The sequence below is a fragment of the Nocardioides pakistanensis genome, from assembly GCF_054781215.1.
This window is the reverse complement of record NZ_BAAGUV010000044.1, coordinates 53,543-78,410: the sequence shown is the minus strand read 5'-3', so window position 1 is coordinate 78,410 and position 24,868 is coordinate 53,543. Positions and strand designations below refer to the sequence as shown.

The following is a 24,868-nucleotide window of genomic DNA, read 5'->3' as shown; positions in this document are numbered from 1 at the left end:
CGCTGGGTGAACGGCAACGAGGTGGGCGAGATCTGGTTCCTGACCGGGAGCCAGGGGCTGTACGGCGAGGACGTGCTTCGTCAGGTGGCCGACCAGTCGCGACAGGTGGCCGAGGCGCTCGACCGGGCCGACGCGGTCCCGGTGCGTGTGGTCAGCAAGCCGGTGCTCACCGACGCCGGCGCGATCCGCAGGGTGCTGCTCGACGCGAACTCCCAGGACAGCTGCGTGGGCGTGATCGCCTGGATGCACACGTTCAGCCCCGCCAAGATGTGGATCACCGGCCTCGACCTGCTGCGCAAGCCGTTGCTCCACCTGCACACGCAGGCGAACGTCGAGCTGCCCTGGTCCGAGATCGACATGGACTTCATGAACCTCAACCAGGCCGCCCACGGCGACCGGGAGTTCGGCTACGCGCAGACCCGCCTGGGTGTGCGCCGCAAGACCGTCGCCGGCCACGTCAGCGACCCCGCCGTCGCCGAGCGCGTCGGCACCTGGGCCCGTGCAGCGATCGGCCTGGCCGCGATGCGCAGCATGCGACTGGCCCGGTTCGGCGACAACATGCGCAACGTGGCCGTCACCGAGGGCGACAAGGTCGAGGCCGAGCGCCGCTTCGGCGCCTCCGTCAACACCTACGGTGTCAACGACCTGGTCGCCGTCGTCGACGAAGTGACAGATGCGGAGGTCGACGCCCTGGTCGCGGAGTACCAGGACAGCTACAGCGTGGTCGCCGAGCTGCGCCGGGGCGGGGATCGGCACGAGTCGCTGCGCTACGGCGCCCGGATCGAGCTCGGCCTGCGGACCTTCCTCGACGACGGCGGCTTCACGGCGTTCACCACGAACTTCGAGGACCTCGGCGGCCTGCGCCAGCTGCCGGGTCTCGCCGTACAGCGACTGATGGCCGACGGCTACGGCTTCGGCGGCGAGGGCGACTGGAAGACCTCGCTCATGCTGCGCACCCTCAAGGCGATGGCAGAGGGCCTCCCCGGCGGGACGTCGTTCATGGAGGACTACACCTACCACCTGGTGCCCGGCGAGGAGAAGATCCTCGGCGCGCACATGCTCGAGGTCTGCCCCTCGATCGCGGTGGACAGACCGTCGCTGGAGATCCACCCGCTCGGCATCGGTGGCCGCGAGGACCCGGTCCGCCTGGTCTTCGACGCGGCGCCCGGCCCGGCGGTCGTGGTCGGTCTGGCAGACCTCGGTGACCGGTTCCGCCTGGTGGCCAACGAGATCGAGGTCGTCGCGCCGGACCAGCCGCTGCCCAAGCTGCCCGTCGCCCGAGCGGTGTGGCAGCCGGCCCCGGACCTGCGCACCTCGACCGAGGCGTGGCTGACCGCCGGCGGACCGCACCACACGGTGCTCTCCTCGGCGCTCACCAGCGAGCACCTGTGGGACCTCGCGGAGATGGCCGCTACCGAGCTGGTCGTCATCGACGAAGCGACCGAGATCCGGCGCTTCACCCAGGAGCTCCGGTGGAACCAGGCCTACCACCGGCTCGCGCAAGGCCTCTGACCCCTGACAGAAGAGACAACACCGAGAAGGATCGGGACGAGCCCGTCCTTTCGACCAGTTGAACGGAGAACAGCAGTGCGGAAGGTACTCGCAACTATCGTCGCCGGCGGGCTCGCGTTGAGCCTGGCGGCATGTGGTGACGACGGCGGTTCCGGTGAGGGCGACAAGGGCACGATCGGCGTCGCGATGCCGACCAAGTCCTCGGAGCGCTGGATCGCCGACGGCAACAACATGAAGAAGCAGCTCGAGGACGCCGGTTACACCGTCGACCTGCAGTACGCCGAGGACGACATCCCGACCCAGATCTCGCAGGTCGAGAACATGGTCACCAAGGGCGTCGACGCGCTGGTCATCGCCTCCATCGACGGCACCGCGCTCGGTGACGTGCTGCAGCAGGCCGAGGACACCGACGTCCCGGTCATCGCCTACGACCGATTGATCCGCGAGTCGGAGTCGGTCGACTACTACACCACCTTCGACAACGAGAAGGTCGGCGTGCAGCAGGCCGAGTCGCTGGTCGAGGGCCTCAAGGCGACCGGCGAGGGCCCCTACAACGTCGAGCTCTTCGCCGGCTCGCCCGACGACAACAACGCGACGTTCTTCTGGAACGGCGCGATGTCGGTCCTGCAGCCGATGATCGACTCCGGCGAGATCAAGGTCGTCTCCGGCCAGACCGACTTCGACCAGGCCGCGATCCTGCGCTGGGACCCGGCAACGGCCCAGAAGCGCATGGAGGACATCCTCACCAACACCTACACGCGTGAGACGGTCGATGGCGTGCTGTCCCCCTACGACGGTCTGTCGCTGGGCATCATCGCCGCCCTCAAGGCCAACGGCTACGGCGGTGGCAACAAGCCGCTCCCGGTCGTGACCGGGCAGGACGCCGAGCTGCAGTCGGTGAAGTCCATCCTCGCCGGCGAGCAGTACTCCACGATCTTCAAGGACACCCGCGACCTCGCCGAGGTCACGGTGGACATGATCGAGGCGATCACCGCGGGCGAGAAGCCCGAGGTCAACGACACCGAGACCTACGACAACGGCGTGAAGGTCGTACCGTCGTACCTGCTCGAGCCCGTGCCGGTGACCAAGGAGAACGTCCAGTCGGCGCTGGTCGACACCGGCTACTACAGCGAGAGCGACCTCAAGTAACCCACCCGTGATCGGTGTGCTGCCCGGCGAGCAGGTTGTCGCCGGGCAGCACACCGCACCGACAGAACCGACGGTGGTCCCATGAAACATCCGATCCTGGAGATGCGCTCCATCACCAAGGAGTTTCCCGGCGTCAAGGCGCTCTCGGACGTCAACCTGACCGTGAACCGCGGGGAGATCCACGCGATCTGCGGTGAGAACGGCGCCGGGAAGTCGACGCTGATGAAGGTGCTCAGCGGCGTGTACCCCCACGGCACCTACGACGGCGAGATCGTCTTCGAGGGCACGCCGGTGGAGTTCAAGGACATCCGGCACAGCGAGGCTGCCGGGATCGTGATCATCCACCAGGAGCTCGCGCTCATCCCCGAGCTCTCGATCGCGGAGAACATCTTCCTCGGCAACGAGACCGCGACCCGGGGCGTCATCAACTGGGACGAGGCGAACCACCGCGCCACCGAGCTCCTGGCCCGGGTCGGTCTCCGGGAGAACCCGCTCACCCCGGTGAAGAACCTCGGCATCGGCAAGCAGCAGCTGGTCGAGATCGCCAAGGCGCTCTCGAAGCAGGTCAAGCTCCTGATCCTCGACGAGCCGACCGCAGCCCTCAACGACGACGACTCCCAGCACCTGCTCGACCTGCTCAAGGGCCTGCAGGGCAAGGGGATCACCTGCATCATGATCTCCCACAAGCTCAAGGAGATCGAGCGGATCGCCGACGAGATCACGATCCTGCGCGACGGTCGCACCATCGAGACCCTCGACGTCTCCCAGGGCGGTGTGGACGAGGACCGGATCATCCGCGGCATGGTCGGCCGCGACCTCGAGCACCGCTTCCCCGAGCGCACGCCGAAGATCGGCGAGGTCCTCCTCGAGGTGGAGAACTGGACCGTCAAGGCCCCCGAGGACCCCGACCGGACGGTCATCCACGGAGCAACGCTGCACGTCCGGCGCGGCGAGATCGTCGGCATCGCCGGGCTCATGGGCGCCGGCCGCACCGAACTGGCGCGCAGCCTGTTCGGACGCTCCTACGGCAGCCACATCACCGGCAGGCTCCGGCTGGCCGGCAAGGACCTGCACCTGCGCAGCGTGCACGACGCGATCGACGCCGGCCTCGCCTACCTGACCGAGGACCGCAAGAGCCTGGGGCTGAACCTGCTCGACGACATCAAGAGCGCGATCTCCTCGGCGAACCTCGAGAAGCTGCGACGCGGCCTGGTCGTCGACGAGGTCGAGGAGTCGATGGTCGCCGAGAGGTACCGCAAGAGCATGAACATCAAGGCGCCGACCGTCGCGGCCGGGGTGGCACAGCTCTCCGGCGGCAACCAGCAGAAGGTCGTGCTCAGCAAGTGGATGTTCACCGAGCCCGAGGTGCTCATCCTCGACGAGCCCACCCGCGGCATCGACGTGGGTGCGAAGTACGAGATCTACGGGATCATCCACGAGCTCGCCGCGCAGGGTCGGGGGGTCATCGTGATCTCCTCGGAGCTGCCCGAGCTCCTCGGTCTGTGCGACCGGATCTACACGTTGTCCGAGGGCCACGTGACGGGCGAGTTCGCACGGGCGGACGCGACCCAGGAACAGCTCATGCGCTACATGACGCAGTACGTCTCATGACCGAGTACGAGGGGTAGAGAGATGGAATCGGTGAAGAACATGCTGCGCGGCAACGTGCGGCAGTACGGGATGATCATCGCGCTGGCCGCGATCGTCATCCTCTTCCAGATCACCACGGACGGCGTGCTGCTGCGGCCGCTGAACCTGACCAACCTGATCACGCAGAACAGCTACATCCTGATCCTGGCCATCGGCATGGTGATGGTCATCATCGCCCGGCACATCGACCTGTCGGTCGGGTCGGTGGCGGCGTTCATCGGCGCGCTGGCCTCGATCCTGATGTCCACCTACGACGTGCCCTGGCTGCTCGCTGTGGTCATCTGCCTGGTCGCGGGTGCTGCGATCGGCGCCTGGCACGGGTTCTGGGTGGCCTACGTCGGGATCCCGGCGTTCATCGTCACGCTGTCGAGCATGCTGCTCTTCCGCGGTCTGACGCTCGTGGTCCTCGAGGGCCGGACGGTCTCGGTCCCCGAGGGCTTCCAGAAGATGGGCAACGGCTTCCTCCCGGACGTGGGGCCGGACACCGGTCTGTCGAACCTGACGATCGTGCTCGGCCTGCTGCTCTCGGCGTTCCTGGTCTGGATCGAGCTGCGCAACCGCGCATCGGCGAAGAAGTACAACGTGGTCGTGAGCCCGCTGGCGGTGTTCCTGATCAAGCTCGCCGCGATCGTGGCGGTGATCATGACCTTCTCCTACCTGCTCGCGCAGTACCGCGGTCTGCCGATCGTCGGTGTGATCCTGTTCGTGCTGATCGGCATCTACGGGTTCATCATGCGGCGCACCGTCTTCGGGCGGCACATCTACGCCGTCGGCGGCAACGTCGAGGCGGCGACCATGTCGGGCGTGAAGACCAAGAAGATCGACTTCCTGGTGATGACCAACATGGGTGTGCTCGCGGCGCTTGCCGGCATGGTCTTCGCCGCCCGGCTGACCGCGGCGAACCCCAAGGCCGGCGTGAACTTCGAGCTCGACGCGATCGCCGCGGCCTTCATCGGCGGCGCCGCGGTGACCGGCGGCGTCGGCACCGTGATCGGCGCCATCATCGGCGGTCTGGTGATGGGTGTGCTCAACAACGGCATGTCGCTGGAAAGCATCGGCGTGGACTGGCAGCAGGCGATCAAGGGCCTCGTGCTCCTGCTCGCGGTCGCCTTCGACGTGTGGAACAAGAAGCGCAGCCGCACGGGCGGTGGGCAGCCTGCTGCCGCCCCGGCCGGGTCGGCGCCCGACGTGAACCCGACGACGTAAGGACTTCGGAGTGGAGAACAGACAGCTCGGCAGGACCGGACGACAGGTCTCGGTCGTGGGGCTCGGGTGCTGGCAGCTCGGTGCCGACTGGGGCGAGGTGTCCGAGGCGGACGCGATGCAGATCCTGCACACGTCCGTGGACGCCGGTGTCACGTTCCTCGACACCGCCGACGTGTACGGCGACGGTCGCAGCGAGACACTCGTCGGCCGGTTGCTGAGGGAGCGGAGCGACGTACCGCTGACGGTGGCCACGAAGATGGGCCGTCGCGCCGACCCGCACGTCCCGGAGGCCTTCACCCTCGAGGCGTTCCGAGCCTGGACCGACCGGTCCCGGCGCAACCTCGGCATGGATCGGCTCGACCTGGTGCAGCTGCACTGCCCACCCACCCCGGTGTTCTCCGACGACCGCGTCTTCGACGCGCTCGACACCCTGGTGGACGAGGGCGCGATCGCGGCCTACGGCGTGTCCGTCGAGACGGTCGACGAGGCGCTGCGGTCCATCGAGCGACCCGGCGTGGCCAGCGTGCAGATCATCCTCAACGCGTTCCGTCGCAAGCCGCTCGAGCGCGTGCTCCCCGCGGCCCAGGAGGCGGGCGTGGGCATCATCGCCCGGGTCCCGCTGGCCAGCGGTCTGCTGTCGGGCAAGTACGACGAGCACACCACGTTCGCGGCGACCGACCACCGCAGCTTCAACCGCCATGGCGAGGCGTTCGACGTGGGGGAGACCTTCAGCGGTGTCCCGTACGAGGTCGGCGTCCAGGCGGCCCGGAAGGTCGCCGGGCTCACCCCCGAGGGGATGACCACCGCGCAGATGGCGCTGCGTTGGATCATCGACCAGCCGGGTGTGAGCACCGTGATCCCGGGTGCGAGCCGGCCCGACCAGGCCCGCGCGAACGCGGCTGCCGCCGACGCGGCGCCGCTGTCCGCGGAGGTCCTCGACGCGATGCGGGAGATCTACGACGCCGACATCCGTCAGCACGTCCATGACCGCTGGTGATCCGCTGCGCATCGGCATGCTCGGGGCTGCGAGGATCGCCGAGGCCGCGATCGTCGTACCTGCGCGCGAGTCCGGCGCCCGGCTCGTCGCGGTGGCGGCACGGGACCGCGACAGGGCCGAGGCGTTCGCCGGGGCGCACGGTGTCGAGCGGGCGTACGACGACTACGCGGCCCTGCTCGACGACCCCGAGGTCGAGGTCGTCTACAACCCGCTGGTGAACGCCCTGCACGCTCCGTGGAACCTCCGCGCGGTCGCCGCAGGCAAGCACGTGCTGAGCGAGAAGCCGTTCGCGAGCAACGCGGCCGAGGCCGCCGAGGTCCGTGACGCTGCGGCCGGGACCGGGCTGGTCGTGATGGAGGCGTTCCACTACCTCTTCCACCCGGTCATGCAGCGGCTGCTGGCATTGCTCGACGACGGAACACTCGGTGACCTCGAGCGGGTCGAGGCGGTCGTGAACATCCCCGCGCCGCCCGCCGAGGACCCCCGCTGGTCGCTCTCCCTTGCCGGCGGGGCGTTGATGGACCTCGGCTGCTACGGCCTGCACGCGCACCGGGTCCTCGCCTCGCGCGCCGGCGGGGAGCCGCGGGTGGTCTCGGCGCGCGCCGGGGAGCGGGCCGGACAGCCGGGGGTGGACGAGTGGCTCGACGCCGACCTGGAGTTCCCGTCCGGGGTGACCGGCTCAGCCCGGTGCCACATGGCCGCCGAGACCCAGCAGATGACGCTGGAGGTCACCGGCAGCCGGGGCCGTGCCGTGGCGGCCAGCTTCGTCCTCCCGCACGAGGACGACCGTGTGCTGGTCGAGGTCGACGGGCGCATGTCGGTGGAGGAGGTGGGTCGCAGATCGTCCTACACCTACCAGCTTGAGGCGTTCACCGCTGCGGTCCGCCAGGGCGCACCGCTTGCCGCTGGACCCCGAGGACGCCGTACGAACCATGCAGCTGGTGGACGCGGCCTACCTGGCTGCCGGCATGGAGCCCCGGCCGCGCTGGGCCGGCTGAGGTGAGAGCGGTCCGCCTCCACGGCGTCGGCGACCTCAGGTTGCACGACGAGGAGCCGCCTGCAACGACGCCCGGTCGCACGCTGGTGCGCGTCGGGGCCGTGGGGATCTGCGGCTCGGACCTGCACTGGTTCGCCGAGGGCAGCATCGGTGACGCGCGGGTGGCGCGTCCGCTGGTGCTCGGTCACGAGATCGCCGGAGTCGCCGTGGGTGGCCCGCTGGACGGCCGGCTCGTCGCCGTCGACCCCGCGGTGCCCTGCGGGAGCTGCAGCACGTGCTCGGCCGGGCTCGGACACCTGTGCCCGGAGGTGGTCTTCGCCGGCCACGGCACGCAGGACGGTGGGCTGCAGGAGACCCTGTCCTGGCCGACCCGGCTGCTGCACCCGCTGCCCGAGCCGATGACCGCCGAGGACGGTGCGATGCTCGAGCCGTTGGGCGTGGCCCTGCATGCTCACGACCTCGGGCACGTGCGAGTCGGTGCCAGGGTCGCGGTGCTCGGCCTCGGACCGATCGGACTGATGCTCGTGCAGCTCCTGGCCGCCCTGGGGGCCGGCCACGTCGTCGCCGTCGACCCGCTGGCGCACCGTAGACGAGCCGCCCTCGACCAGGGCGCCGACGAGCTGGCCCCCGACGAGCTGGCCGGAGGTCTTGGCAGGCGGGTCTCCGGGGCCGACGTGGTGTTCGAGGTCGCCGGCACCGACGAGGCGGTCCACGGAGCGTTCCTGGCTGCGCGGCCCGGCGGCCGCGTGGTGCTCGTCGGCATCCCGGAGGGGGACCGGACCACCTTCCAGGCATCCCTGGCCCGGCGCAAGGGGCTGACGATCCTGATGTCGCGACGGATGGCAGAGGTGTACCCCCGAGCGATCCGGCTCGTGGAGCAGGGCAGTGTCGACCTCAGGTCGGTCGTCACCGAGCGGTACCCGCTCGAGGAGGCACCGGCAGCCTTCGAGGCGGCAGCGTCACGGCGGGGTCTCAAGGTCGTCGTCGAGCCCTGACCGGCAGACCAGCGCGCCGTCGCGGCTCGGACGGTTCCACCTCATAGTCTCGTGGCATGTTGCCGCAGGAGGACCGTCCGGGCGACCCCGCGGATGCTGGGGACGCGGGCGCTGCTCTCCCCGAACCGCTCGCCGCAGCCCTCGCCGCCTACGAGCGCCACCTGGTCTCCGAGCGGGACCTCACCCCGCACACCGTCCGCGCCTACCTCGGTGACCTCGCCGGGATGCTCGAGCACGCGGCGATGCTGGGGCACACAGACCTCGACAGTCTCGACGTGCGAAGTCTCCGCAGCTGGCTCGCGAAGCAGCAGACGCTCGGCCTGGCCCGGACCACGATGGCTCGCCGGGCCACGGCGGTCCGCGTCTTCACCGCATGGGCCCACCGCACCGGCCTGACCCGGACCGATCCCGGGGCGCTCCTCGGCTCGCCCAAGGCGCACCGCACCCTGCCCGCTGCGCTGCGGCGGGACGAGGCCCGCGAGCTCCTCGAGGCGGCCGCGGCGCATGCCGACGACGGCAGCCCCGTCGGGCTGCGCGACGTAGCGATCCTCGAGCTGTTGTACGCCACCGGGATCCGGGTGGGCGAGCTGTGCGGGCTCGACGTCGACGATGTCGACCACGAGCGACGAGTGGTCCGGGTGCTGGGCAAGGGGCGCAAGGAGCGCACCGTCCCCTTCGGTCGACCGGCCGAGCAGGCACTCGGCCGCTGGCTTGCGGAGGGCCGCCCACGACTGGCCGTGGCCGGGTCCGGGGCGGCGCTCTTCCTCGGGACGCGAGGCCGGCGGATCGACCAGCGGGTCGTCAGGGCGATGGTGCACGCCCGGCTCGCGGACGTGCCCGGGGCTCCCGACCTCGGCCCCCACGGGCTGCGGCACACCGCCGCCACGCACCTGCTCGAGGGGGGTGCCGACCTTCGCACCGTCCAGGAGCTCCTCGGACATGCGTCGCTGGCGACCACGCAGATCTACACCCACGTCAGCACCGAGCGGCTGCGCCAGGCGTACCGTCAGGCGCACCCCCGCGCCTGACCGCACGCGCCAGGAGGCGCGTCCCGCCCCGGTGAGTCAGGCACAATGCCCGCGTGAACACTGACGCGGCCGGAGCCACCCTTAGGCTGGTCGACCCCAGCGAGCGGCTGCACGTCTCGTGGCTGGAGTCCCGCGACGAGTGGGGGAGGGGCGTCCACCAGCCCGGGACCGGGCTCTGGCTCGCCGACGATCTGGACCTGGACTCGGCGGAGGGGTTCTCGACCTGGTTGGCGCGACTCCGTCGCGAGTCGGACACGTCTGTCCCGCCCGACCCTGGCAAGGTGCACGCGAGCTACTGGTGGATCGTGGAGGGTGAGCGATACCTGGGTGCGATCACCCTGCGCTACGACCTGAACGAGTACCTCCTGCAAGTCGGTGGGCACATCGGCTTCGGGATCCGGCCGTCGGCACGCAGACGAGGGCTTGCAACGTCGCCTCAGCCCGGACGATCGAGAGCAACGGTGGAGTGCTGGAGGACGTCCGCGAGGTCGAGGGCGGCCCCAAGCGCCGCTACTGGGTGGACCTCGCGACGGCGCCCTGGTCAGACCCGTCCCCGAGCAGGGGGAGCAGGCGCACCGGACCCGCGCCCACCAGGGTCAGCGGGTCGAGGTAGAGCGTGCCCTCCAGCAGTCCCCAATGCAGGCAGGCCGCGGGAGCGCAGTGGCTGCCTGTGGACTCGAGGTTGCCGATCGGCTGGCCGGCGGTGACCGTCTCTCCGACCCGGACGCCGGCGGTGACCGGTTCGTAGGTGGTGCGGGTCACGCCGTGCGTCACCACCACGACGCCGCGTCCCGCCAGCGCGCCGGCGAACGTCACCGTGCCCGCCGCCGCGGCGCGGACCGTCTGGCCAGCTGTGCCTGCGAGATCCACCCCCCGGTGACCCGCGCCGTAGGTCGAGGAGGGCGGGTCGAACGCGGCCACGACCTCCGGCTGAGGGGCGAGCGGCCAGACTGCCAGCGCCGGTGCGGCTGCCGTCCGCCAGGCGGGCGCTGGGGACGGGGCCGGGGACGGGGCCGGCCGTGAGAGCGCGGGGAGCGCTTCCGGGGAGGCTCCCCGGGCGGCCGTGGTCGGTGCGCCGTCCGGGCCGAGCGGCGTACTGACCGGTGGGGCGACCGGGAGCAGGAGCGGGAGGAGGACGAGCACCTGAGTGAGGGCGGCGGTCAGACTGGTCATGCCACCCAGGGTCCGCCCAGCGGTGCAGACGTCGTCAGCACCGGTGACCGAGCTGGGGACGCGTTCGGCGTACTCGTAGCTGTGGACGGGCGCCGGCTCGTCCCGCTCGGGCGCGTGGTGCGGTCCCGGGGGCCGCGATTGGCTCCCGCGGGCCGCCCTCGTCTAGACTGCCCGGTGGCAACCCGTGCGCACAGCACTGGTTGTACTTCGCACGCTCGTCACCGTGACCGAGCCGGCACCGCCGACTCCACCACGGGCGTCGTCCCCGTCAGTCCCTCAGGTCAGGCCCCCGGGCAGCCACGAGGGCGGGAACGCGCCGGGCGTCAGGGCAGGAGGCACCCGCCTTCTGCGACAACTGAGACCGACCCGTTCGCGTGCGCACGCACGCGCGCAGGTCACACGACCAGGAGGAACGATCGGCATGGCCGTCGTCACCATGCGCCAGCTCCTCGAGAGCGGCGTCCACTTCGGGCACCAGACCCGTCGCTGGAACCCGAAGATGAAGCGCTTCATCATGACCGAGCGCAACGGCATCTACATCATCGACCTGCAGCAGTCGCTGGCCTACATCGACCGCAGCTACCAGTTCATCAAGGACACCGTCGCCAAGGGCGGCACCGTGATGTTCGTGGGCACCAAGAAGCAGGCCCAGGAGGCGATCGCCGAGCAGGCGACCCGTGTCGGCATGCCGTACGTCAACCAGCGCTGGCTCGGCGGCATGCTCACCAACTTCCAGACGGTGCACCAGCGGATCAACCGCCTCAAGGAGCTCGACGACATCGACTTCGAGAACGTCGCGGGCAGCGGGCGCACCAAGAAGGAACTGCTCCAGATGAAGCGCGAGCGCGACAAGCTCGACAAGACCCTGGGCGGTATCCGCGAGATGACCCGCACCCCGTCGGCGGTGTGGATCGTCGACACCAAGAAGGAGCACCTCGCCGTCGAGGAGGCTCGCAAGCTCAGGATCCCGATCATCGGCATCCTGGACACGAACTGCGACCCCGACGAGGTCGACTTCCCGATCCCGGGCAACGACGACGCCATCCGCGCCGTCTCGCTGCTGACCCGCGTCGTGGCCGACGCCGTCGCCGACGGTCTCATCGCGCGCTCCGGCGCCAAGGGTGGCGAGGCCGGCGGTGAGCCGGGCGCCGAGGAGCCGCTGGCCGAGTGGGAGCGCGAGCTCCTCCAGGGCGAGGCCGACAAGGCTGCTGTCGAGGCGACGGGCGGCGACGCCGCCACGCAGGACACCCCGGCCGCCGAGGCGACCGGTGCTTCGACGGAGGCCGCCGACGCTGCTGAGGCAGCTGAGGCCCCGAAGGCCGACGAGGCTCCTCAGGCCGACGCCTGATCCACGCCAGGTGAGGGTGGGTACGACGGTCCGCTGACCGTCGTACCCACCGCCACCGGCTCGCGGCGCGCGCCGCACCCCAGACCACACCGAGAACCGAGGGACGAAACAGACTCATGGCGAACATTTCCGCCGCAGACGTCAAGCGCCTGCGCGACCTCACCAGCGCGGGCATGATGGACAGCAAGAAGGCCCTCGAGGAGGCCGAGGGCGACTTCGACAAGGCCGTCGAGATCCTGCGCATCAAGGGCGGCCAGAAGGCTGCGAAGCGCGGCGCCGAGCGCACCGCCTCCGCGGGCCTGGTGGCCACCTCCGGCACCGCGCTGGTCGAGCTGAACTCCGAGACCGACTTCGTCGCCAAGAGCGACGAGTTCGTCGCCGTGGCGCAGCAGATCGCGGATGCCGCCGCCGAGGCCAAGCCGGCCGACGCCGAGGCGCTCAAGACGGTCAAGCTCGGTGACTCCACCGTCGGCGAGACCGTCGAGGCGCTCGCGGTCAAGATCGGCGAGAAGATCGAGCTCGGCCGCGTCGCCGTGTTCGACGGCCCCGTCGCGACCTACATGCACCGCCGTGCCGCGGACCTGCCGCCGGCCGTCGGCGTGCTCGTGGAGTACGAAGGCGACAACGAGGAGGCCGCGCGCGGCGCCGCGATGCAGATCGCCGCCATGCGTCCGCAGTACGTCTCCCGCGACGAGGTCCCGGCCGACGTCGTGGCGAAGGAGCGCGAGATCGCCGAGGCGACCGCCCGCGAGGAGGGCAAGCCCGAGCAGGCGATCGCGAAGATCACCGAGGGCCGCCTGAACGGCTTCTTCAAGGAGGTCGCGCTCCTCGACCAGCCGTCGGTGCAGGACAGCAAGAAGAACGTGAAGGCCGTCCTCGACGAGGCCGGCGTCACCGTCAAGCGGTTCGCCCGCTTCGAGGTCGGGGCCTGATCAACTAGGGTTCACCCGAAGACGACAAGAGCGAGGAGGCCGGTCCGTGGAGCGCAGCACAGCATCCGACGGACCGGCCTCCTCGTCTCTCACGAGGGCTCTGCCACGAAGGGAATCAGTGTGACGGCGTACAAGCGGGTCCTGCTCAAGCTCTCGGGTGAGGTCTTCGGTGGCGGGAAGGTCGGGCTCGACCTCGACGTCATCAACTCGATCGCCAAGGAGGTCGCCGACGTCGTCAAGCGCGGCACCCAGGTGGCGATCGTCGTCGGCGGCGGCAACTTCTTCCGGGGTGCCGAGCTGCAGCAGCGCGGCATGGAGCGGGCCCGGGCCGACTACATGGGCATGCTCGGTACGGTGATGAACTGCCTGGCCCTGCAGGACTTCCTCGACAAGCAGGGCGTCGAGACCCGGGTGCAGACCGCGATCACGATGGGCCAGGTCGCCGAGCCCTACATCCCGCGCCGCGCGATCCGGCACATGGAGAAAGGCCGCGTCGTGATCTTCGGCGCCGGCGCCGGGATGCCGTACTTCTCCACCGACACGGTCGCCGCCCAGCGTGCACTGGAGATCGGCGCCGAGGTGATCTTGATGGGCAAGCAGGGCGTGGACGGCGTCTACGACGCCGACCCCAAGCTGCACCCCGAGGCGGTGAAGTTCGACAGCCTCTCCTACGACGAGTTCCTCGCCCGCGGGCTGAAGGTCGCCGACGCCACCTCGGTCAGTCTCAGCCGCGACAACGACCTCACCATGATCGTGTTCAACCTCTCCGAGGAGGGCAACATCCTCCGCGTCGTGGAGGGTGAGAAGATCGGTACGACGGTCTCACGGGCCGGCTGAGCACCTCGCCGCCGACCCACCGCGACCCGACCCCAGCGACACTGACGAGCAACAAGGAGCAGCCGTGATCAGCCAGACCCTCAACGAGGCGGACCAGAAGATGGACAAGGCCGTCGAGGTCACCCGTGAGGACTTCGCGGCGATCCGCACCGGCCGTGCCCACCCGTCGATGTTCGCCAAGATCACCGCCGACTACTACGGCACGCCTACCCCGCTGCAGCAGCTCGCGTCGTTCACCGTGCCCGAGGCCCGCGTCGTCATCGTCGCGCCCTACGACATGGGCGCGATGACCGCGATCGAGAAGGCGATCCGCGACTCCGACCTCGGTGTGAACCCCGCCAACGACGGCAAGACCCTGCGGATCGTCCTCCCCGAGCTCACCGAGGAGCGCCGCAAGGAGTACATCAAGCTCGCCAAGGGCAAGGCCGAGGACGGCAAGATCGCCATCCGCAACATCCGTCGCCACGCCAAGCAGGCGCTGGACCGGATGGAGAAGGACGGCGAGGTCGGCAAGGACGACGTCACCGGCGCCGAGAAGAAGCTCGACGCGATGACCAAGAAGCACACCGACGTGATCGACGACCTGCTCAAGCACAAGGAAGCAGAGCTGCTCGAGGTCTGAGCGCCGCTGACTCGATGACCACGTCCCAGACGCCGTCCGGCGTGCCGGCTCCGGCCGGCCGAGCCGGACGGAACCTCCCCGCTGCCATCTTCTCCGGCGTCGTGCTGCTCGCACTCATCGCCGGATCGCTGTACTTCTGGAAGCCGGCGTTCGTGCCGGTCGTGGTCGCCGCGATCCTGCTCGGTGTCTGGGAGCTCAGGCAGGCGCTCGCCACGAAGGGGATCGCCCTGCCGTTCGAGCCCCTGGTCGTCGGTGCGGTGGTGATGCTGGTCGGCGCCTACGTCGGCGGCGCCCCGGCCCTGGTCACCGCACTGGCGGTGACCGCGCTCGGCTCGATGCTGTGGCGCCTGCGGGGTGGGGTGGACGGTTTCGTCCGCGACGCCACGGCCGGTGTCTTCACCGCCGTCTACGTGCCGTTCCTGGCCGGCTTCGTGCTGCTGCTGCTCCGCGCCGAGGACGGCGTCGCGCGGGTGGTCACCTTCATCCTGGTCACCATCGCCTCCGACATCGGGGGCTACTTCGTCGGCGTCCTCGCCGGCAAGCATCCGATGGCGCCGGTCATCTCGCCGAAGAAGTCCTGGGAGGGGTTCGCCGGCTCCGCGGTGTTCTGCGTCCTCGCCGGCTGGGCGAGCGTGGTCTACCTGCTCGACGGCGACTGGTGGGTCGGCGTACTCCTCGGCCTGGTGGCGGTGGTGATGGCCACCCTGGGCGACCTGTCGGAGTCGGTGATCAAGCGTGACCTCGGCATCAAGGACATGTCCCAGATCATCCCCGGCCACGGCGGCCTGATGGACCGGCTGGACTCGTTGCTCGCCACGGTCGCCCCGACCTGGCTGCTGCTGTTCTACCTCGTCCCCGCCTCGTGACCCCGCGGCTGTTCCTGGTGCGGCACGGCCGGTCGACGATGGACCGAGACCGCCCACCCCACGAGTGGGGTCTGGACCCGGCAGGTCTGGCCGCCATCGACGACCTCCGCGACTCCGGCAGGCTGCCCGGCCTGGCGGCCTGGTTCTCCTCCGCGGAGCCGAAGGCGCTGCAGACGGCGCGTCGGCTCACCGACGCCGAGGTCGTGGTCGAGCCGGCGCTCGGCGAGCACGAGCGCCACACGACGCACTGGTTCGCCGACCCGGCGGACTTCCGCGCGGCGGTACGGCGGGCCTTCGACCGTCCCGAGGAGCCGGCCGTCTCGGGGTGGGAGCCGCTCTCGGCCACCCGGGACCGCGTAATCCCCGCCGTGCGCAGGATCCTCGACGAGCACGCGGGCAGCGACGTCGTGCTGGTCGGGCACGGGACCGCCTGGACGCTGCTGGTGGCCGAGCTGACCGCGCAGGAGCCGGACCTGGAAGCCTGGGCCAGGTTGCGGATGCCGGACCTGTGGATGCTCGGCCGATAGCCTGGGGCCATGACCGTGGACACCCCCTCGACCTTCCGGGACTCGGTGCGCTCGTTGCTGCGTGACCGGCTGCTCGACGCGGCCGCCGCGATCACCGCCGCCGAGGGCTGGGGGGCGGTCACGATGGCCAAGCTCGCCGAGGAGGTCGGGGTCAGCCGCCAGACGGTCTACAACGAGCTCGGCTCGAAGCCGCGGATCGCCGAGGAGCTCGTGATGCGCGAGCTCGACCGGTTCCTCGCCGTCGTCCGCAGCCGGATGGCTGAAGAGACCGAGCTGGTCCCGGCCCTGCGCAGTGCCTGCGAGGGGGCGCTGGAGACCGCCGCCGGCAACCCGCTGCTCAAGGCGATCCTGGACTCCGCGCACAGCGGCGGCAGCGACCTGCTCCCGCTGATCACCACCCAGTCGCAGGGGTTGATCGAGGGCGCCAGGGCGGTGGTCGTGGAGGCCCTGGCCGAGCAGGGGTTCGACACCGGGCTCGACGAGCGCGCCCTGCTCGTCGCCGTCGACGCGATCGTGCGGCTGGTGCTCTCCCACATCATGCAGCCCTCGAAGCTCCCAGCCGAGGCAGCCGCGGACATCGCCTGGGTCGCCGAGCACGTCATCCATGACGTGGCCCGTTCCGGCGGCTGAGGGTCGCGGATTCGGCTGCGCAACCACCGGGATGGGACACTGGCAGGGCCATGTCTGACGAGCCCCTCAAGACCCTTCCCCTCGTGTTCGACGAGCCGCGCGGGCGCAAGAAGCCGCCGCGCCACCTCGCCGACCTCTCCGCCGCCGAGCGCAAGGAGCTCGTCTCCTCCCTCGGCCTGCCCGGCTTCCGGGCCAAGCAGCTGTCCACGCACTACTTCTCCCGCCTGGTCGACGACCCGGAGCAGATGACCGACCTGCCGTCCGGCCAGCGTGAGCAGATCGTCGAGTCGCTGCTGCCGGAGCTGATGAACCCGCTGCGCACCATGGAGGCCGACAAGGGCACCACCCGCAAGACGCTGTGGAAGCTCTTCGACGGCGCGCTGGTCGAGTCGGTGCTGATGCGCTACCCCGACCGGGTGACGATGTGCGTCTCCTCACAGGCCGGCTGCGGGATGGCCTGCCCGTTCTGCGCGACCGGGCAGGGCGGCCTCCAGCGCAACATGTCCACCGCGGAGATCGTCGAGCAGGTCGTCGCCGGTGCCCGGTCGCTCGCGCGCGGCGACGTCCCCGGCGGCCCGGGGCGGGTCAACAACGTGGTGTTCATGGGCATGGGCGAGCCGCTGGCCAACTACAAGGCAGTGATCGGTGCCGTCCGGCGGCTCACCGAGCCCGCCCCCGACGGGCTCGGCATGTCCGCTCGGGGGATCACCGTCTCCACCGTGGGGCTGGTCCCGAGGATGCGCCAGCTCGCCGACGAGGGCATCCCGGTCACCTTGGCGCTCTCGCTGCACGCCCCGGACGACGAGCTCCGCAACGAGCTGGTGCCGATCAACAACCGCTGGAGCGTGCACGAGGCCGTCGAGGCGGCCTGGAACTACGCCCACAAGACCAAGCGCCGGGTCTCGATCGAGTACGCCATGATGCGCGACATCAACGACCAGGGCTGGCGCGCAGACCTGCTCGCCGACGTGCTCAACTCCTACGGCGACTGGGGCTGGGTGCACGTCAACCTGATCCCGCTGAATCCCACGCCGGGCTCGAAGTGGACCGCCTCCGACCCGGCCGTGGAGCGCGAGTTCGTGCGTCGGCTCGAGGCCAAGGGGATCCCCACCACGGTGCGCGACACCCGAGGTTCGGAGATCGACGGGGCCTGCGGCCAGCTCGCCGCGACCGAGGCCTGACCGCCGCCCGTCGCGCGCGACCGGCGGCCCTGACCCAGGCCGCGAACCGTCTGCCGCGGTCAGGCCCGGTCAGCCTGCGACGGTTCCGGCGTCCCGGTGGTGGACCGGCGGCTCCGCTGCCCCGTCCCCGGTGGGCAACCGCGCCGCGAGCGTGACCGAGAGGATCACGAGCCAGAGGAATCCCGGCATCGCCGCGAGCCCGGCGCCACCGAGCAGGGTGATCAGCGCCAGCACCGCCACGAGGCCGGCGCCGATCCAGGCCATCGCCCGGGGGAGCACGGAGGTGGTGAACCCCGCCACCGTCCAGATGACCGCGATCGCCGCCAGGCCCGGCGCAACCAGGTAGGCACTGTTCCAGCCGAGCAGCAGGAGGGTCTTGGCCACCGCCGGGTCGCTGGTGTAGCCGTCCGGCTCGCCCGCGGCCAGAGCCAGAGCAGCGCCGAAGAGCTCGGCGGCGACCAGCGCGGACCCGGCGACCAGCATCGCGCCCGGCATCGACGAGCCGGGCCTGGAGGTGCGGACGAGCAGGCCGTGGAGTCGACCCACGAACGGAACCAGCAGCAACACCCCGGCGAGCATGCAGGCAGCCCCTGTCCTCGCGGCGTCGGCGTTGGCGGCCAGCGCCGTCGCGAGGACCTCGCTGCGCGTCGCGATCGAGGTCTCCGGGCCCGGCGGAGGCGCCACCAGCTCCGTGCCGAGCAGGATCAGGACGACGGCGCCGAGGCCCGTCAGCATCGTCAAACGGTCGAGGAGGCCGTGTGGCCCGACGCGGCTGTTCATGGACGCCGACGCTAGCGGCGGACCGGTCTGTCATGGCGGGTTTCCGCCAAGGCGCCCGCGGCCGGGCGCCGTCGACGGCGCCCGGGGCGCTCTAGGCTGACCGGGTGAACCCCGAGCGCACCGCCTACTACGACGCCGAGGCGGCGGTGTACGACGAGAGCCGGGGCGGCCTCCACCGGGCCAGGGCCGCCGCGGAGGCGATCACCTCGCTGGTGCCGGCGCCCGGACGGCTGCTCGACGTGGCCGGGGGCACCGGGATCGTCTCGGCGGAGCTCGCCGCCAGCGGCTTCGACGTCGTGGTCACCGACCTCTCCCGCGGCATGCTCGCGGTCGCTGCGAGCCGGCTCCCCGAGCGGGTGTGCGTGGCGTCGGCGGACCGGCTCCCGGTCGCGGCCGGCTCGGTGGACGTGGTGACGATGGTGTGGCTGCTGCACCTGCTGCCGATCCCCGTGGCCGACGCCGTGCTCGGGGAGGCTGCCCGTGTGCTCCGCCCGGGCGGTCACCTCGTCAGCACGGTCGACAAGGACCTCGCACACGGCCGCGCCCGTCGTACCAACGGCGACCACGCCGAGCGGGTCACCGCGGTGCTGCACCGCGCGGGGCTGCACTTCGTCGGTCAGACCTCGTTCACCGGGCGCAGTGCATGGGGGTCGGCGCGGGCCGGCGACCCGGTGTTCCCGCTCGCGGCGTACCGCAAGGCCTAGCCGGCCGGGCGGGCCGCTGCCAGCAGCGCGGGCACCTCGGCCACGTCGTCGACGAGGTGCACCAGTCGCTCCATCAACCGCCCGCGCGACAGCGCCTGCAGCAGCGGCCACACCGGCAGCACCTCGGTCCAGTGATGCCGTCCGACGAGCACCATGGGTGCGACCGAGGAGGCGTCGGCGTAGTAGTTCTCGCACGCGTCCTGGAACACCTCCTGCACTGTCCCCGCCGCCCCCTGGAGGAACACCACACCCGCCGTCGCGACGTGCAGCAGGATGTCCTCGCGGATCGCGTTCTTGAAGTACTTGGCGATGTCGGTCGCGAACGCGTTGGGCGGTTCGTGACCGTAGTGCCAGGTCGGGATCCCGAAGGAGCGGGTGCCCTCGGGCCAGCGGGCGAGCACCTCGAAGGCGGCGCGGGCCCAGTCCTGCACCGACGGCGTGAAGGCCGGCACGGCGGCGAGCATCGCGAGCGCCTCGTCGAGCTCGGCAGGTGACCGGTGCGAGAGGTACGCGCCGAGGTTCGCCGCCTCCATCGCACCCGGCCCTCCGCCGGTGGCCACGGTCAGCCCCTCCGCCGCGAGCGCATGGGCGAGATGTGCGGCGGCGGCATACTCGGCGCTGCCCCGGGACATCGCATGCCCACCCATGATCCCGACCAGGTCGCGGCCCTGGACCAGCCCACGGAGCGCGTCGTCGATCGCGTGGTCGTGCAACGCCTGCGCGGGGCTGATGTCGACGGAGTCCTGCTGCTGGGACCAGGCGTAGACCCGGGCGTCGAAGGTCCGCTCGTAGGAGTCCTCGAGCCCGGCGTACAGCTCGCCGGGGGCGTAGAGGCCCGCCCGGTAGGCGTCGAAGGGGACGTCGGGCACGACGGGGAAGACCAAGGCGCCGCGGGCGCGCAGCGACTCCTCGTCGGCGGGGAGCAGGCGGCAGCCGAGGAACAGTGCGCCACACGGGTCGAGCCGGCGCAGCGCGGGCCCACGCTCGCGCAGGTCGATCCCGCGCAGGTGCCAGCCGTCGATGCGCGAGGCACCGGCGACGACCCGTGCGTCGAACTCCTCCAGGCTCTCCACCTCGACGGTGCGTCCGCGTTGCTCTCTCACCCGGCCGAACCTAGCCCACACCGGTGAGGTGTGAGCCGGCCGCGTGCAGGGAACGAGTCGGGCGTGAGCCGTGCCGACGCCGAGGAGAGCCTCCCGCGCTTCGTCGTGCAACGGCACCGGGCCACCAGCGACCACTACGACCTGCGCTTCGAGATCGACGGGGTGCTGGTCAGCTGGGCCGTGCCGAAAGGCCCCACCCTCGACCCGTCCGCCCGGCGCACCGCCTTCCACGTGGAGGACCACCCGCTGGAGTACTTCGACTTCGAGGGTGTGATCCCCGGCGGTCAGTACGGCGCAGGCGACGTGATCGTGTGGGACACCGGCACCTGGCGGCCGCACGGCACCGACGATCCGCGGGCGGCGGTCGAGGCCGGAGAGCTGCACGTGGACGTCTTCGGGCACAAGCTCCGCGGCCGGTTCGCGCTGGTCCGCCGCAGCGATCCCGGTGAGCGTGAGCAGTGGCTGCTGGTGCACAAGCGCGACGAGCACGCGGTCGAGGGCTGGGACCCGGACGCCCATCCGCATTCGGTGCTCAGCGGCCGCACCAACGAGCAGGTCGCCGCCGACCCCGAGCGTGCGTGGCGGTCCGACCTGCCTGCCGACAGGGCGTCGGTGTCGCTCCGGCCCGAGGGGCCGGGCGAGGACTCGCTGGCCGAGCTCGGCGACCTGGGCGCCAACGGGACCTGGCACGTGTTCGGCCGGAGCCTGAAGGTCACCAACCTGGACAAGGAGCTGTTCCCCGGGCGTGACGGTGAGGCGCCGGTGACCAAGCGTGAGCTGCTCCGCTATGCCGCCTGCATCGCTCCGGTGGTGGTGCCCTACCTGGAGGGCCGTGCGGTCAACCTGCGCCGCCACCCCAACGGGGCGCAGACGAAGGGGTTCTGGCACAAGCAGCGGCCGGCGCACGCCCCCGAGTGGGTGGGGGCGTGGGACAACCCGGACGCCGACCCGGGAGAGACGACCACCTACGCCGTGCTCGACGAGCCCGCCGCGCTGGTGTGGGCAGCGCAGTTCGGTGCGCTGGAGTGGCACGCCTGGACCTCGCGCACCGACCAGCCGCACCGCCCGACGTACGCCCTGGTCGACCTCGACCCGGGCACCAGCACGTCGTGGGAGGACGTTCTCGTGCTCGCCCGGCTGCACCGGACCGCGTTCGAGCACCTCGGTGTCACGGCGTACCCGAAGGTGACCGGCAGCAGGGGGATCCAGATCTGGGTGCCGATCGAGCGGGGACCCGGCTTCGACGAGACCCGGGCGTGGGTGGAGCGGCTCTCGCGCACGGTCGGCGCGGTGGTGCCCGAGCTGCTCAGCTGGAAGTGGGAGGTGAGCTCGCGGGGAGGCAAGGCGCGGCTGGACTACACCCAGAACGCGATCAACAAGACGCTCGTCGCGCCCTACAGTCCTCGCGCCGCGGCCGGTGCCCCGGTGTCGGCACCGATCAGCTGGGACGAGCTCGACGACCCGGCCCTGCGCCCGGACGGGTTCACCGTCCGCGACGTCATGGACCGGGTCGCCGAGCGCGGCGACCTCTTCCGCGGCGTGCTCGCCGGCGACCAACGGCTGCCCGAGCTGGCCTGAGCCGCGCTTCAGAACGCCGCGGCCAGCAGCTCGGCGAACAGCGCGTGCTCGTCGACCTCCAGGCCACGGGAGACGAACCAGGTGCAGACGTTGTGGCAGTCGCGCATCAGGAAGTCCGCTCCGGTCGGGTTGCCGACGAGGTCCACCGCCTGGGGCAGGTCGATGATCACCAGCCGCTCACCGGCGGCGAGGATGTTGTACGGCGACAGGTCACCGTGTGCGATCCCGTGCTCGGCGAGCACCGCCATCGCGTCGCGCAGTTGGTCGAAGTAGGAGACCAGCAGGTCGGGCTCCGGCCGGGTCTGCGCGAGCCGGGGCGCCACCTCGTCGCCGACGGTGACCAGCTCCATCAGGATCTCGGTGCCGTCGATCTGCACCGGGTAGGGGACCGGTACGCCGGCGGACCAGAACCGCTTCATCGCCTCCCACTCCGCCCACGCCCACTGGCCGGCCGCGACCGCACGCCCGTGCGCGGTGCGCTTGGCGATCGCCCGGGCGTCGCGGGTGTTGCGGGTGCGGCGCCCCTCGGTGTAGGCGCTGCTGCGGTGGAAGGAGCGGTGCTCCTCGGACCGGTAGCGCTTGGCGGCCATCAGGACGGCAGGACCGCTGTCGTCCTCGGTGGGCACAGCACGCTCGAGAAGGAAGACGTCGGCCTCCTTGCCGGTCTTGAGAACGCCGAGGTCGGTGTCGATCGCGGCGCGGTCGGTGACCACCCAGTCGGGCACCGGCTCCGGGCCGCGGCAGAGCCGCTCGACGTCCCAGTACGTGCTCCACCGCTGTGCGTGGACGCCGTCGCCGGGATGCTCGTCGGGGTCGTCGAGGGGCTGGAAGTCGAAGACGAAGAAGGGGTCAGGGTTGACGTCGTGTGACATCGCTGGGGCTGCTCCATGAGTGAGAGGGAAGGTCGGCTGCGGGCACGCCGAGGACAGTCGTCGTCATGTCACGCCCCTCTCTGCTCGATGGCGGCCCACGTCGGGCCGGCCCAGGTGGCCAGCGTGACCGACGTACGGCGGGCGGGCAACCGGTTTTCCCGGCGCCCGCCGCCCAGCCGCTCGTCGCGCGACGGGGTCGCCTGGGCGACGTACCCGGCCCGGCCCACTGGCCCGGAGCCGACCGGCACCCCAAGATGGGCTCATGGGATATCGCGAGGAGTACGACCGCAGCATCAAGGACCCCGAGGCGTTCTGGGGTGAGCAGGCCCGGCTCGTCGACTGGATCAGGAAGCCCGACCGGGTGCTGGACGACTCACGCAAGCCGTTCTACCGCTGGTTCCCGGACGCGACGCTCAACACCTGTTTCAACGCGCTCGACCGCCACGTCGTCGCCGGCCACGCCGACCGCACGGCGCTGATCTACGACAGCCCCGTGACGGGCACGGTCCAGCGGTTCAGCTACGCCGAGCTGCTGGAGAAGGTCGCGGCGTTCGCCGGAGCGCTGCGCGGGTTCGGGGTCGAGAAGGGTGACCGGGTGGTCATCTACATGCCGATGATCCCCGAGGCCGTGATCGCGATGCTGGCCTGTGCCCGGATCGGTGCCGTCCACTCGGTGGTCTTCGGCGGCTTCGCGCCGCACGAGCTGGCGATCCGCATCGACGACGCGCAGCCGAAGGTCGTCGTGTCGGCCTCCTGCGGCATCGAACCGACCCGACTGGTGGAGTACAAGCCGATGCTCGACCGGGCTCTGGAGCTGGCCACCCACAAGCCCGGGGCGTGCGTGATCAAGCAGCGTCCGCAGGCGCGCGCGGAGATGACCGACCCGCGCGACGTCGACTGGGACGTGGCGATGAAGGCCGGCCTGCAGAACCCGGCCGGGTGCGTCGAGGTCGCCGCGACCGACCCGCTCTACGTGCTCTACACCTCCGGCACCACCGGCAAGCCCAAGGGCATCGTCCGCGACACCGGCGGCCACGCGGTCGCGATGGCCTGGTCGCTGCCCAACATCTACGACATCCACCCCGGGCAGGTGTGGTGGGCCGCCTCCGACGTCGGCTGGGTGGTCGGCCACAGCTACATCGTCTACGCGCCGCTGATCAGTGGCGCCACCACGGTGCTGTACGAGGGCAAGCCCGTCGGAACCCCCGACGCCGGCGCCTTCTGGCGCGTGGTCGCCGCGCACAAGGTCGAGGCGCTGTTCACCGCGCCGACCGCGATCCGGGCGATCAAGAAGGAGGACCCGCGCGGCGAGCTGCTCGCCGAGCACGACATCTCGTCGCTGCGCACGCTGTTCCTGGCCGGGGAGCGGCTCGACCCGGACACCTACACCTGGAGCACGGAGACCCTCGGCGTGCCGGTGGTCGACAACTGGTGGCAGACCGAGACCGGTTGGCCGATCGCCTCGAACCTCCGTGGCCTCGAGCCGATGCCGATCAAGCCCGGCTCGCCGAGCGTCCCGGTGCCCGGGTACGACGTGCAGGTGCTCGACGAGAAGGGCTCACCGCTCTCGGCGGGACAGGAAGGTGCGATCTGCATCCGGCTGCCGCTCCCGCCCGGCACGCTGCCCACGCTGTGGGGCGACGACGAGCGGTTCGTCTCCTCCTACCTCTCGGCGTACGACGGGTACTACCTCTCCGGCGACGGGGGCTACCTCGACGAGGACGGCTACCTCTACGTCATGGGGCGCACCGACGACGTCATCAACGTCGCCGGACACCGGCTGTCGACCGGCTCGATGGAGGCGGTGATCGCCCAGCACCCCGCCGTCGCGGAGTGCGCGGTGATCGGGGCCGCCGATCCGATGAAGGGTCAGCTGCCGCGCGGGTTCGTCGTGCTCAAGGCCGGAGTCACCGACGACCCGGAGGAGATCAAGCAGCAGCTGGTCGCGATGGTGCGCGACGAGATCGGCGCGGTCGCGGCGTTCAAGGACGTGACCGTGGTCGGCGGGCTGCCGAAGACCCGATCGGGCAAGATCCTGCGCAAGACGATGCGGGAGATCGCCGACGGCAAGGAGGCGATGGTCCCCTCGACGATCGAGGACGAGAGCGTGCTCGAGAAGCTCCGACCGGCGCTGCGCAAGGAGCAGTAGCCGGGCCTGCTTCCGGGGGCTGTCTCCCTCTT

24 protein-coding genes are annotated in these 24,868 nt (G+C 70.8%); 19 read left to right on the top strand and 5 right to left on the bottom strand.

Annotation, left to right across the window (positions count from 1 at the left end; genetic code table 11):
• Positions 1 to 6 precede the first annotated feature (6 nt).
• The 8 genes from araA to ACYVIH_RS16305 all read left to right on the top strand — a co-directional run bounded on the left by araA (position 7) and on the right by ACYVIH_RS16305 (position 9,534).
• Positions 7 to 1,512 (top strand): L-arabinose isomerase, encoded by a 1,506-nt coding sequence (gene araA, locus ACYVIH_RS16340; RefSeq protein ID WP_460870546.1) that lies wholly within the window; start codon positions 7 to 9, stop codon positions 1,510 to 1,512.
• Positions 1,513 to 1,587: 75 nt separating this feature from the next.
• Positions 1,588 to 2,661 carry a multiple monosaccharide ABC transporter substrate-binding protein gene (chvE, locus tag ACYVIH_RS16335; RefSeq protein WP_460870545.1) on the top strand — a complete coding sequence of 358 codons (1,074 nt, stop codon included), beginning with the start codon at positions 1,588 to 1,590 and terminating at the stop codon, positions 2,659 to 2,661.
• Between the two features lie 81 nt (positions 2,662 to 2,742).
• On the top strand, positions 2,743 to 4,272 hold the full coding sequence (gene mmsA, locus ACYVIH_RS16330) for a multiple monosaccharide ABC transporter ATP-binding protein (protein ID WP_460870544.1): 1,530 nt from the start codon (positions 2,743 to 2,745) through the stop codon (positions 4,270 to 4,272).
• Positions 4,273 to 4,293: 21 nt separating this feature from the next.
• Entirely contained in the window at positions 4,294 to 5,517 is a 1,224-nt protein-coding gene (mmsB, locus tag ACYVIH_RS16325; protein WP_460870543.1) for a multiple monosaccharide ABC transporter permease, read from the top strand.
• A 10-nt stretch (positions 5,518 to 5,527) separates the two neighbouring features.
• The gene (locus ACYVIH_RS16320) at positions 5,528 to 6,514 is read left to right on the top strand and encodes an aldo/keto reductase (protein ID WP_460870542.1); all 987 of its coding nucleotides are present in this window, start codon (positions 5,528 to 5,530) and stop codon (positions 6,512 to 6,514) included.
• Entirely contained in the window at positions 6,501 to 7,517 is a 1,017-nt protein-coding gene (locus ACYVIH_RS16315) for a Gfo/Idh/MocA family protein (RefSeq protein ID WP_460870541.1), read from the top strand. Before ACYVIH_RS16320 ends, ACYVIH_RS16315 begins: the two co-directional genes overlap by 14 nt.
• Positions 7,514 to 8,506 (top strand): zinc-dependent alcohol dehydrogenase, encoded by a 993-nt coding sequence (locus ACYVIH_RS16310; RefSeq protein ID WP_460870540.1) that lies wholly within the window; start codon positions 7,514 to 7,516, stop codon positions 8,504 to 8,506. The genes ACYVIH_RS16315 and ACYVIH_RS16310 overlap by 4 nt, the downstream gene beginning before the upstream one ends.
• A gap of 56 nt (positions 8,507 to 8,562) precedes the next feature.
• Positions 8,563 to 9,534, top strand: a complete 972-nt coding sequence (locus ACYVIH_RS16305) for a tyrosine recombinase XerC (RefSeq protein WP_460870539.1) — start codon at positions 8,563 to 8,565, stop codon at positions 9,532 to 9,534.
• 510 nt (positions 9,535 to 10,044) lie between these two features.
• Here ACYVIH_RS16305 and ACYVIH_RS16300 read toward each other — a convergent pair.
• The gene (locus tag ACYVIH_RS16300) at positions 10,045 to 10,707 is read right to left on the bottom strand and encodes a M23 family metallopeptidase (RefSeq protein WP_460870538.1); all 663 of its coding nucleotides are present in this window, start codon (positions 10,705 to 10,707) and stop codon (positions 10,045 to 10,047) included.
• A 421-nt stretch (positions 10,708 to 11,128) separates the two neighbouring features.
• Between ACYVIH_RS16300 and rpsB the strand changes: the two genes are divergently transcribed.
• From rpsB to rlmN, 8 genes are all read left to right on the top strand, one after another.
• A complete protein-coding gene (rpsB, locus tag ACYVIH_RS16295; RefSeq protein ID WP_460870537.1) occupies positions 11,129 to 12,055 on the top strand; it encodes a 30S ribosomal protein S2 in 927 nt (308 codons plus the stop codon).
• A gap of 116 nt (positions 12,056 to 12,171) precedes the next feature.
• The gene (gene tsf, locus ACYVIH_RS16290) at positions 12,172 to 12,987 is read left to right on the top strand and encodes a translation elongation factor Ts (RefSeq protein ID WP_460870536.1); all 816 of its coding nucleotides are present in this window, start codon (positions 12,172 to 12,174) and stop codon (positions 12,985 to 12,987) included.
• A gap of 120 nt (positions 12,988 to 13,107) precedes the next feature.
• Positions 13,108 to 13,824: a UMP kinase gene (gene pyrH, locus ACYVIH_RS16285; protein WP_460870535.1), complete on the top strand. Its 717-nt coding sequence runs from the start codon at positions 13,108 to 13,110 to the stop codon at positions 13,822 to 13,824.
• Positions 13,825 to 13,891: 67 nt separating this feature from the next.
• The gene (gene frr / locus ACYVIH_RS16280; RefSeq protein WP_460870616.1) at positions 13,892 to 14,446 is read left to right on the top strand and encodes a ribosome recycling factor; all 555 of its coding nucleotides are present in this window, start codon (positions 13,892 to 13,894) and stop codon (positions 14,444 to 14,446) included.
• Positions 14,447 to 14,460: 14 nt separating this feature from the next.
• Positions 14,461 to 15,312: a phosphatidate cytidylyltransferase gene (locus ACYVIH_RS16275; RefSeq protein WP_460870534.1), complete on the top strand. Its 852-nt coding sequence runs from the start codon at positions 14,461 to 14,463 to the stop codon at positions 15,310 to 15,312.
• A complete protein-coding gene (locus ACYVIH_RS16270) occupies positions 15,309 to 15,839 on the top strand; it encodes a histidine phosphatase family protein (RefSeq protein ID WP_460870533.1) in 531 nt (176 codons plus the stop codon). Before ACYVIH_RS16275 ends, ACYVIH_RS16270 begins: the two co-directional genes overlap by 4 nt.
• A 9-nt stretch (positions 15,840 to 15,848) precedes the next feature.
• Positions 15,849 to 16,469 (top strand): TetR family transcriptional regulator, encoded by a 621-nt coding sequence (locus ACYVIH_RS16265; RefSeq protein WP_460870532.1) that lies wholly within the window; start codon positions 15,849 to 15,851, stop codon positions 16,467 to 16,469.
• 50 nt (positions 16,470 to 16,519) lie between these two features.
• Complete coding sequence (gene rlmN, locus ACYVIH_RS16260) at positions 16,520 to 17,650, top strand: dual-specificity RNA methyltransferase RlmN (RefSeq protein ID WP_460870531.1); 1,131 nt, start codon at positions 16,520 to 16,522, stop codon at positions 17,648 to 17,650.
• 69 nt (positions 17,651 to 17,719) lie between these two features.
• Here the strand turns inward: rlmN and ACYVIH_RS16255 are convergent, their stop codons facing one another.
• Positions 17,720 to 18,430: a hypothetical protein gene (locus tag ACYVIH_RS16255; RefSeq protein WP_460870530.1), complete on the bottom strand. Its 711-nt coding sequence runs from the start codon at positions 18,428 to 18,430 to the stop codon at positions 17,720 to 17,722.
• A gap of 104 nt (positions 18,431 to 18,534) precedes the next feature.
• On the opposite strand from ACYVIH_RS16255, the gene ACYVIH_RS16250 reads away from it, so the two are divergent.
• Positions 18,535 to 19,134, top strand: a complete 600-nt coding sequence (locus ACYVIH_RS16250; RefSeq protein ID WP_460870528.1) for a class I SAM-dependent methyltransferase — start codon at positions 18,535 to 18,537, stop codon at positions 19,132 to 19,134.
• Here the strand turns inward: ACYVIH_RS16250 and ACYVIH_RS16245 are convergent.
• Positions 19,131 to 20,237, bottom strand: a complete 1,107-nt coding sequence (locus ACYVIH_RS16245; RefSeq protein WP_460870527.1) for an LOG family protein — start codon at positions 20,235 to 20,237, stop codon at positions 19,131 to 19,133. The two genes, ACYVIH_RS16250 and ACYVIH_RS16245, sit on opposite strands and share 4 nt — an antisense overlap.
• Before the next feature lie 63 nt (positions 20,238 to 20,300).
• Between ACYVIH_RS16245 and ACYVIH_RS16240 the strand changes: the two genes are divergently transcribed.
• Positions 20,301 to 21,815 (top strand): DNA polymerase domain-containing protein, encoded by a 1,515-nt coding sequence (locus ACYVIH_RS16240; RefSeq protein WP_460870526.1) that lies wholly within the window; start codon positions 20,301 to 20,303, stop codon positions 21,813 to 21,815.
• Positions 21,816 to 21,823: 8 nt separating this feature from the next.
• On the opposite strand, the gene ACYVIH_RS16235 is transcribed toward ACYVIH_RS16240, so the two are convergent.
• Both ACYVIH_RS16235 and ACYVIH_RS16230 read right to left on the bottom strand, forming a co-directional pair.
• Entirely contained in the window at positions 21,824 to 22,687 is an 864-nt protein-coding gene (locus ACYVIH_RS16235; RefSeq protein ID WP_460870525.1) for a serine protein kinase RIO, read from the bottom strand.
• A gap of 68 nt (positions 22,688 to 22,755) precedes the next feature.
• Positions 22,756 to 22,914 (bottom strand): hypothetical protein, encoded by a 159-nt coding sequence (locus ACYVIH_RS16230; RefSeq protein ID WP_460870524.1) that lies wholly within the window; start codon positions 22,912 to 22,914, stop codon positions 22,756 to 22,758.
• A gap of 35 nt (positions 22,915 to 22,949) precedes the next feature.
• On the opposite strand from ACYVIH_RS16230, the gene ACYVIH_RS16225 reads away from it, so the two are divergent.
• The gene (locus tag ACYVIH_RS16225; protein ID WP_460870523.1) at positions 22,950 to 24,836 is read left to right on the top strand and encodes a propionyl-CoA synthetase; all 1,887 of its coding nucleotides are present in this window, start codon (positions 22,950 to 22,952) and stop codon (positions 24,834 to 24,836) included.
• The last annotated feature ends 32 nt before the right edge of the window (positions 24,837 to 24,868 follow it).

Bases quoted from the DNA above. Each gene is read 5' to 3' on its own strand.
- ACYVIH_RS16265 (WP_460870532.1), top strand. From the start codon at position 15,849: ATGACCGTGGACACCCCCTCGACCTTCCGGGACTCGGTGCGCTCGTTG.
- ACYVIH_RS16255 (WP_460870530.1), bottom strand. From the start codon at position 18,430: ATGAACAGCCGCGTCGGGCCACACGGCCTCCTCGACCGTTTGACGATG.
- ACYVIH_RS16235 (WP_460870525.1), bottom strand. From the start codon at position 22,687: ATGTCACACGACGTCAACCCTGACCCCTTCTTCGTCTTCGACTTCCAG.
- rpsB (WP_460870537.1), top strand. From the start codon at position 11,129: ATGGCCGTCGTCACCATGCGCCAGCTCCTCGAGAGCGGCGTCCACTTC.
- ACYVIH_RS16315 (WP_460870541.1), top strand. From the start codon at position 6,501: ATGACCGCTGGTGATCCGCTGCGCATCGGCATGCTCGGGGCTGCGAGG.
- ACYVIH_RS16305 (WP_460870539.1), top strand. From the start codon at position 8,563: ATGTTGCCGCAGGAGGACCGTCCGGGCGACCCCGCGGATGCTGGGGAC.
- ACYVIH_RS16275 (WP_460870534.1), top strand. From the start codon at position 14,461: ATGACCACGTCCCAGACGCCGTCCGGCGTGCCGGCTCCGGCCGGCCGA.
- tsf (WP_460870536.1), top strand. From the start codon at position 12,172: ATGGCGAACATTTCCGCCGCAGACGTCAAGCGCCTGCGCGACCTCACC.
- mmsA (WP_460870544.1), top strand. From the start codon at position 2,743: ATGAAACATCCGATCCTGGAGATGCGCTCCATCACCAAGGAGTTTCCC.
- rlmN (WP_460870531.1), top strand. From the start codon at position 16,520: ATGTCTGACGAGCCCCTCAAGACCCTTCCCCTCGTGTTCGACGAGCCG.
- mmsB (WP_460870543.1), top strand. From the start codon at position 4,294: ATGGAATCGGTGAAGAACATGCTGCGCGGCAACGTGCGGCAGTACGGG.
- ACYVIH_RS16300 (WP_460870538.1), bottom strand. From the start codon at position 10,707: ATGACCAGTCTGACCGCCGCCCTCACTCAGGTGCTCGTCCTCCTCCCG.
- ACYVIH_RS16225 (WP_460870523.1), top strand. From the start codon at position 22,950: ATGGGATATCGCGAGGAGTACGACCGCAGCATCAAGGACCCCGAGGCG.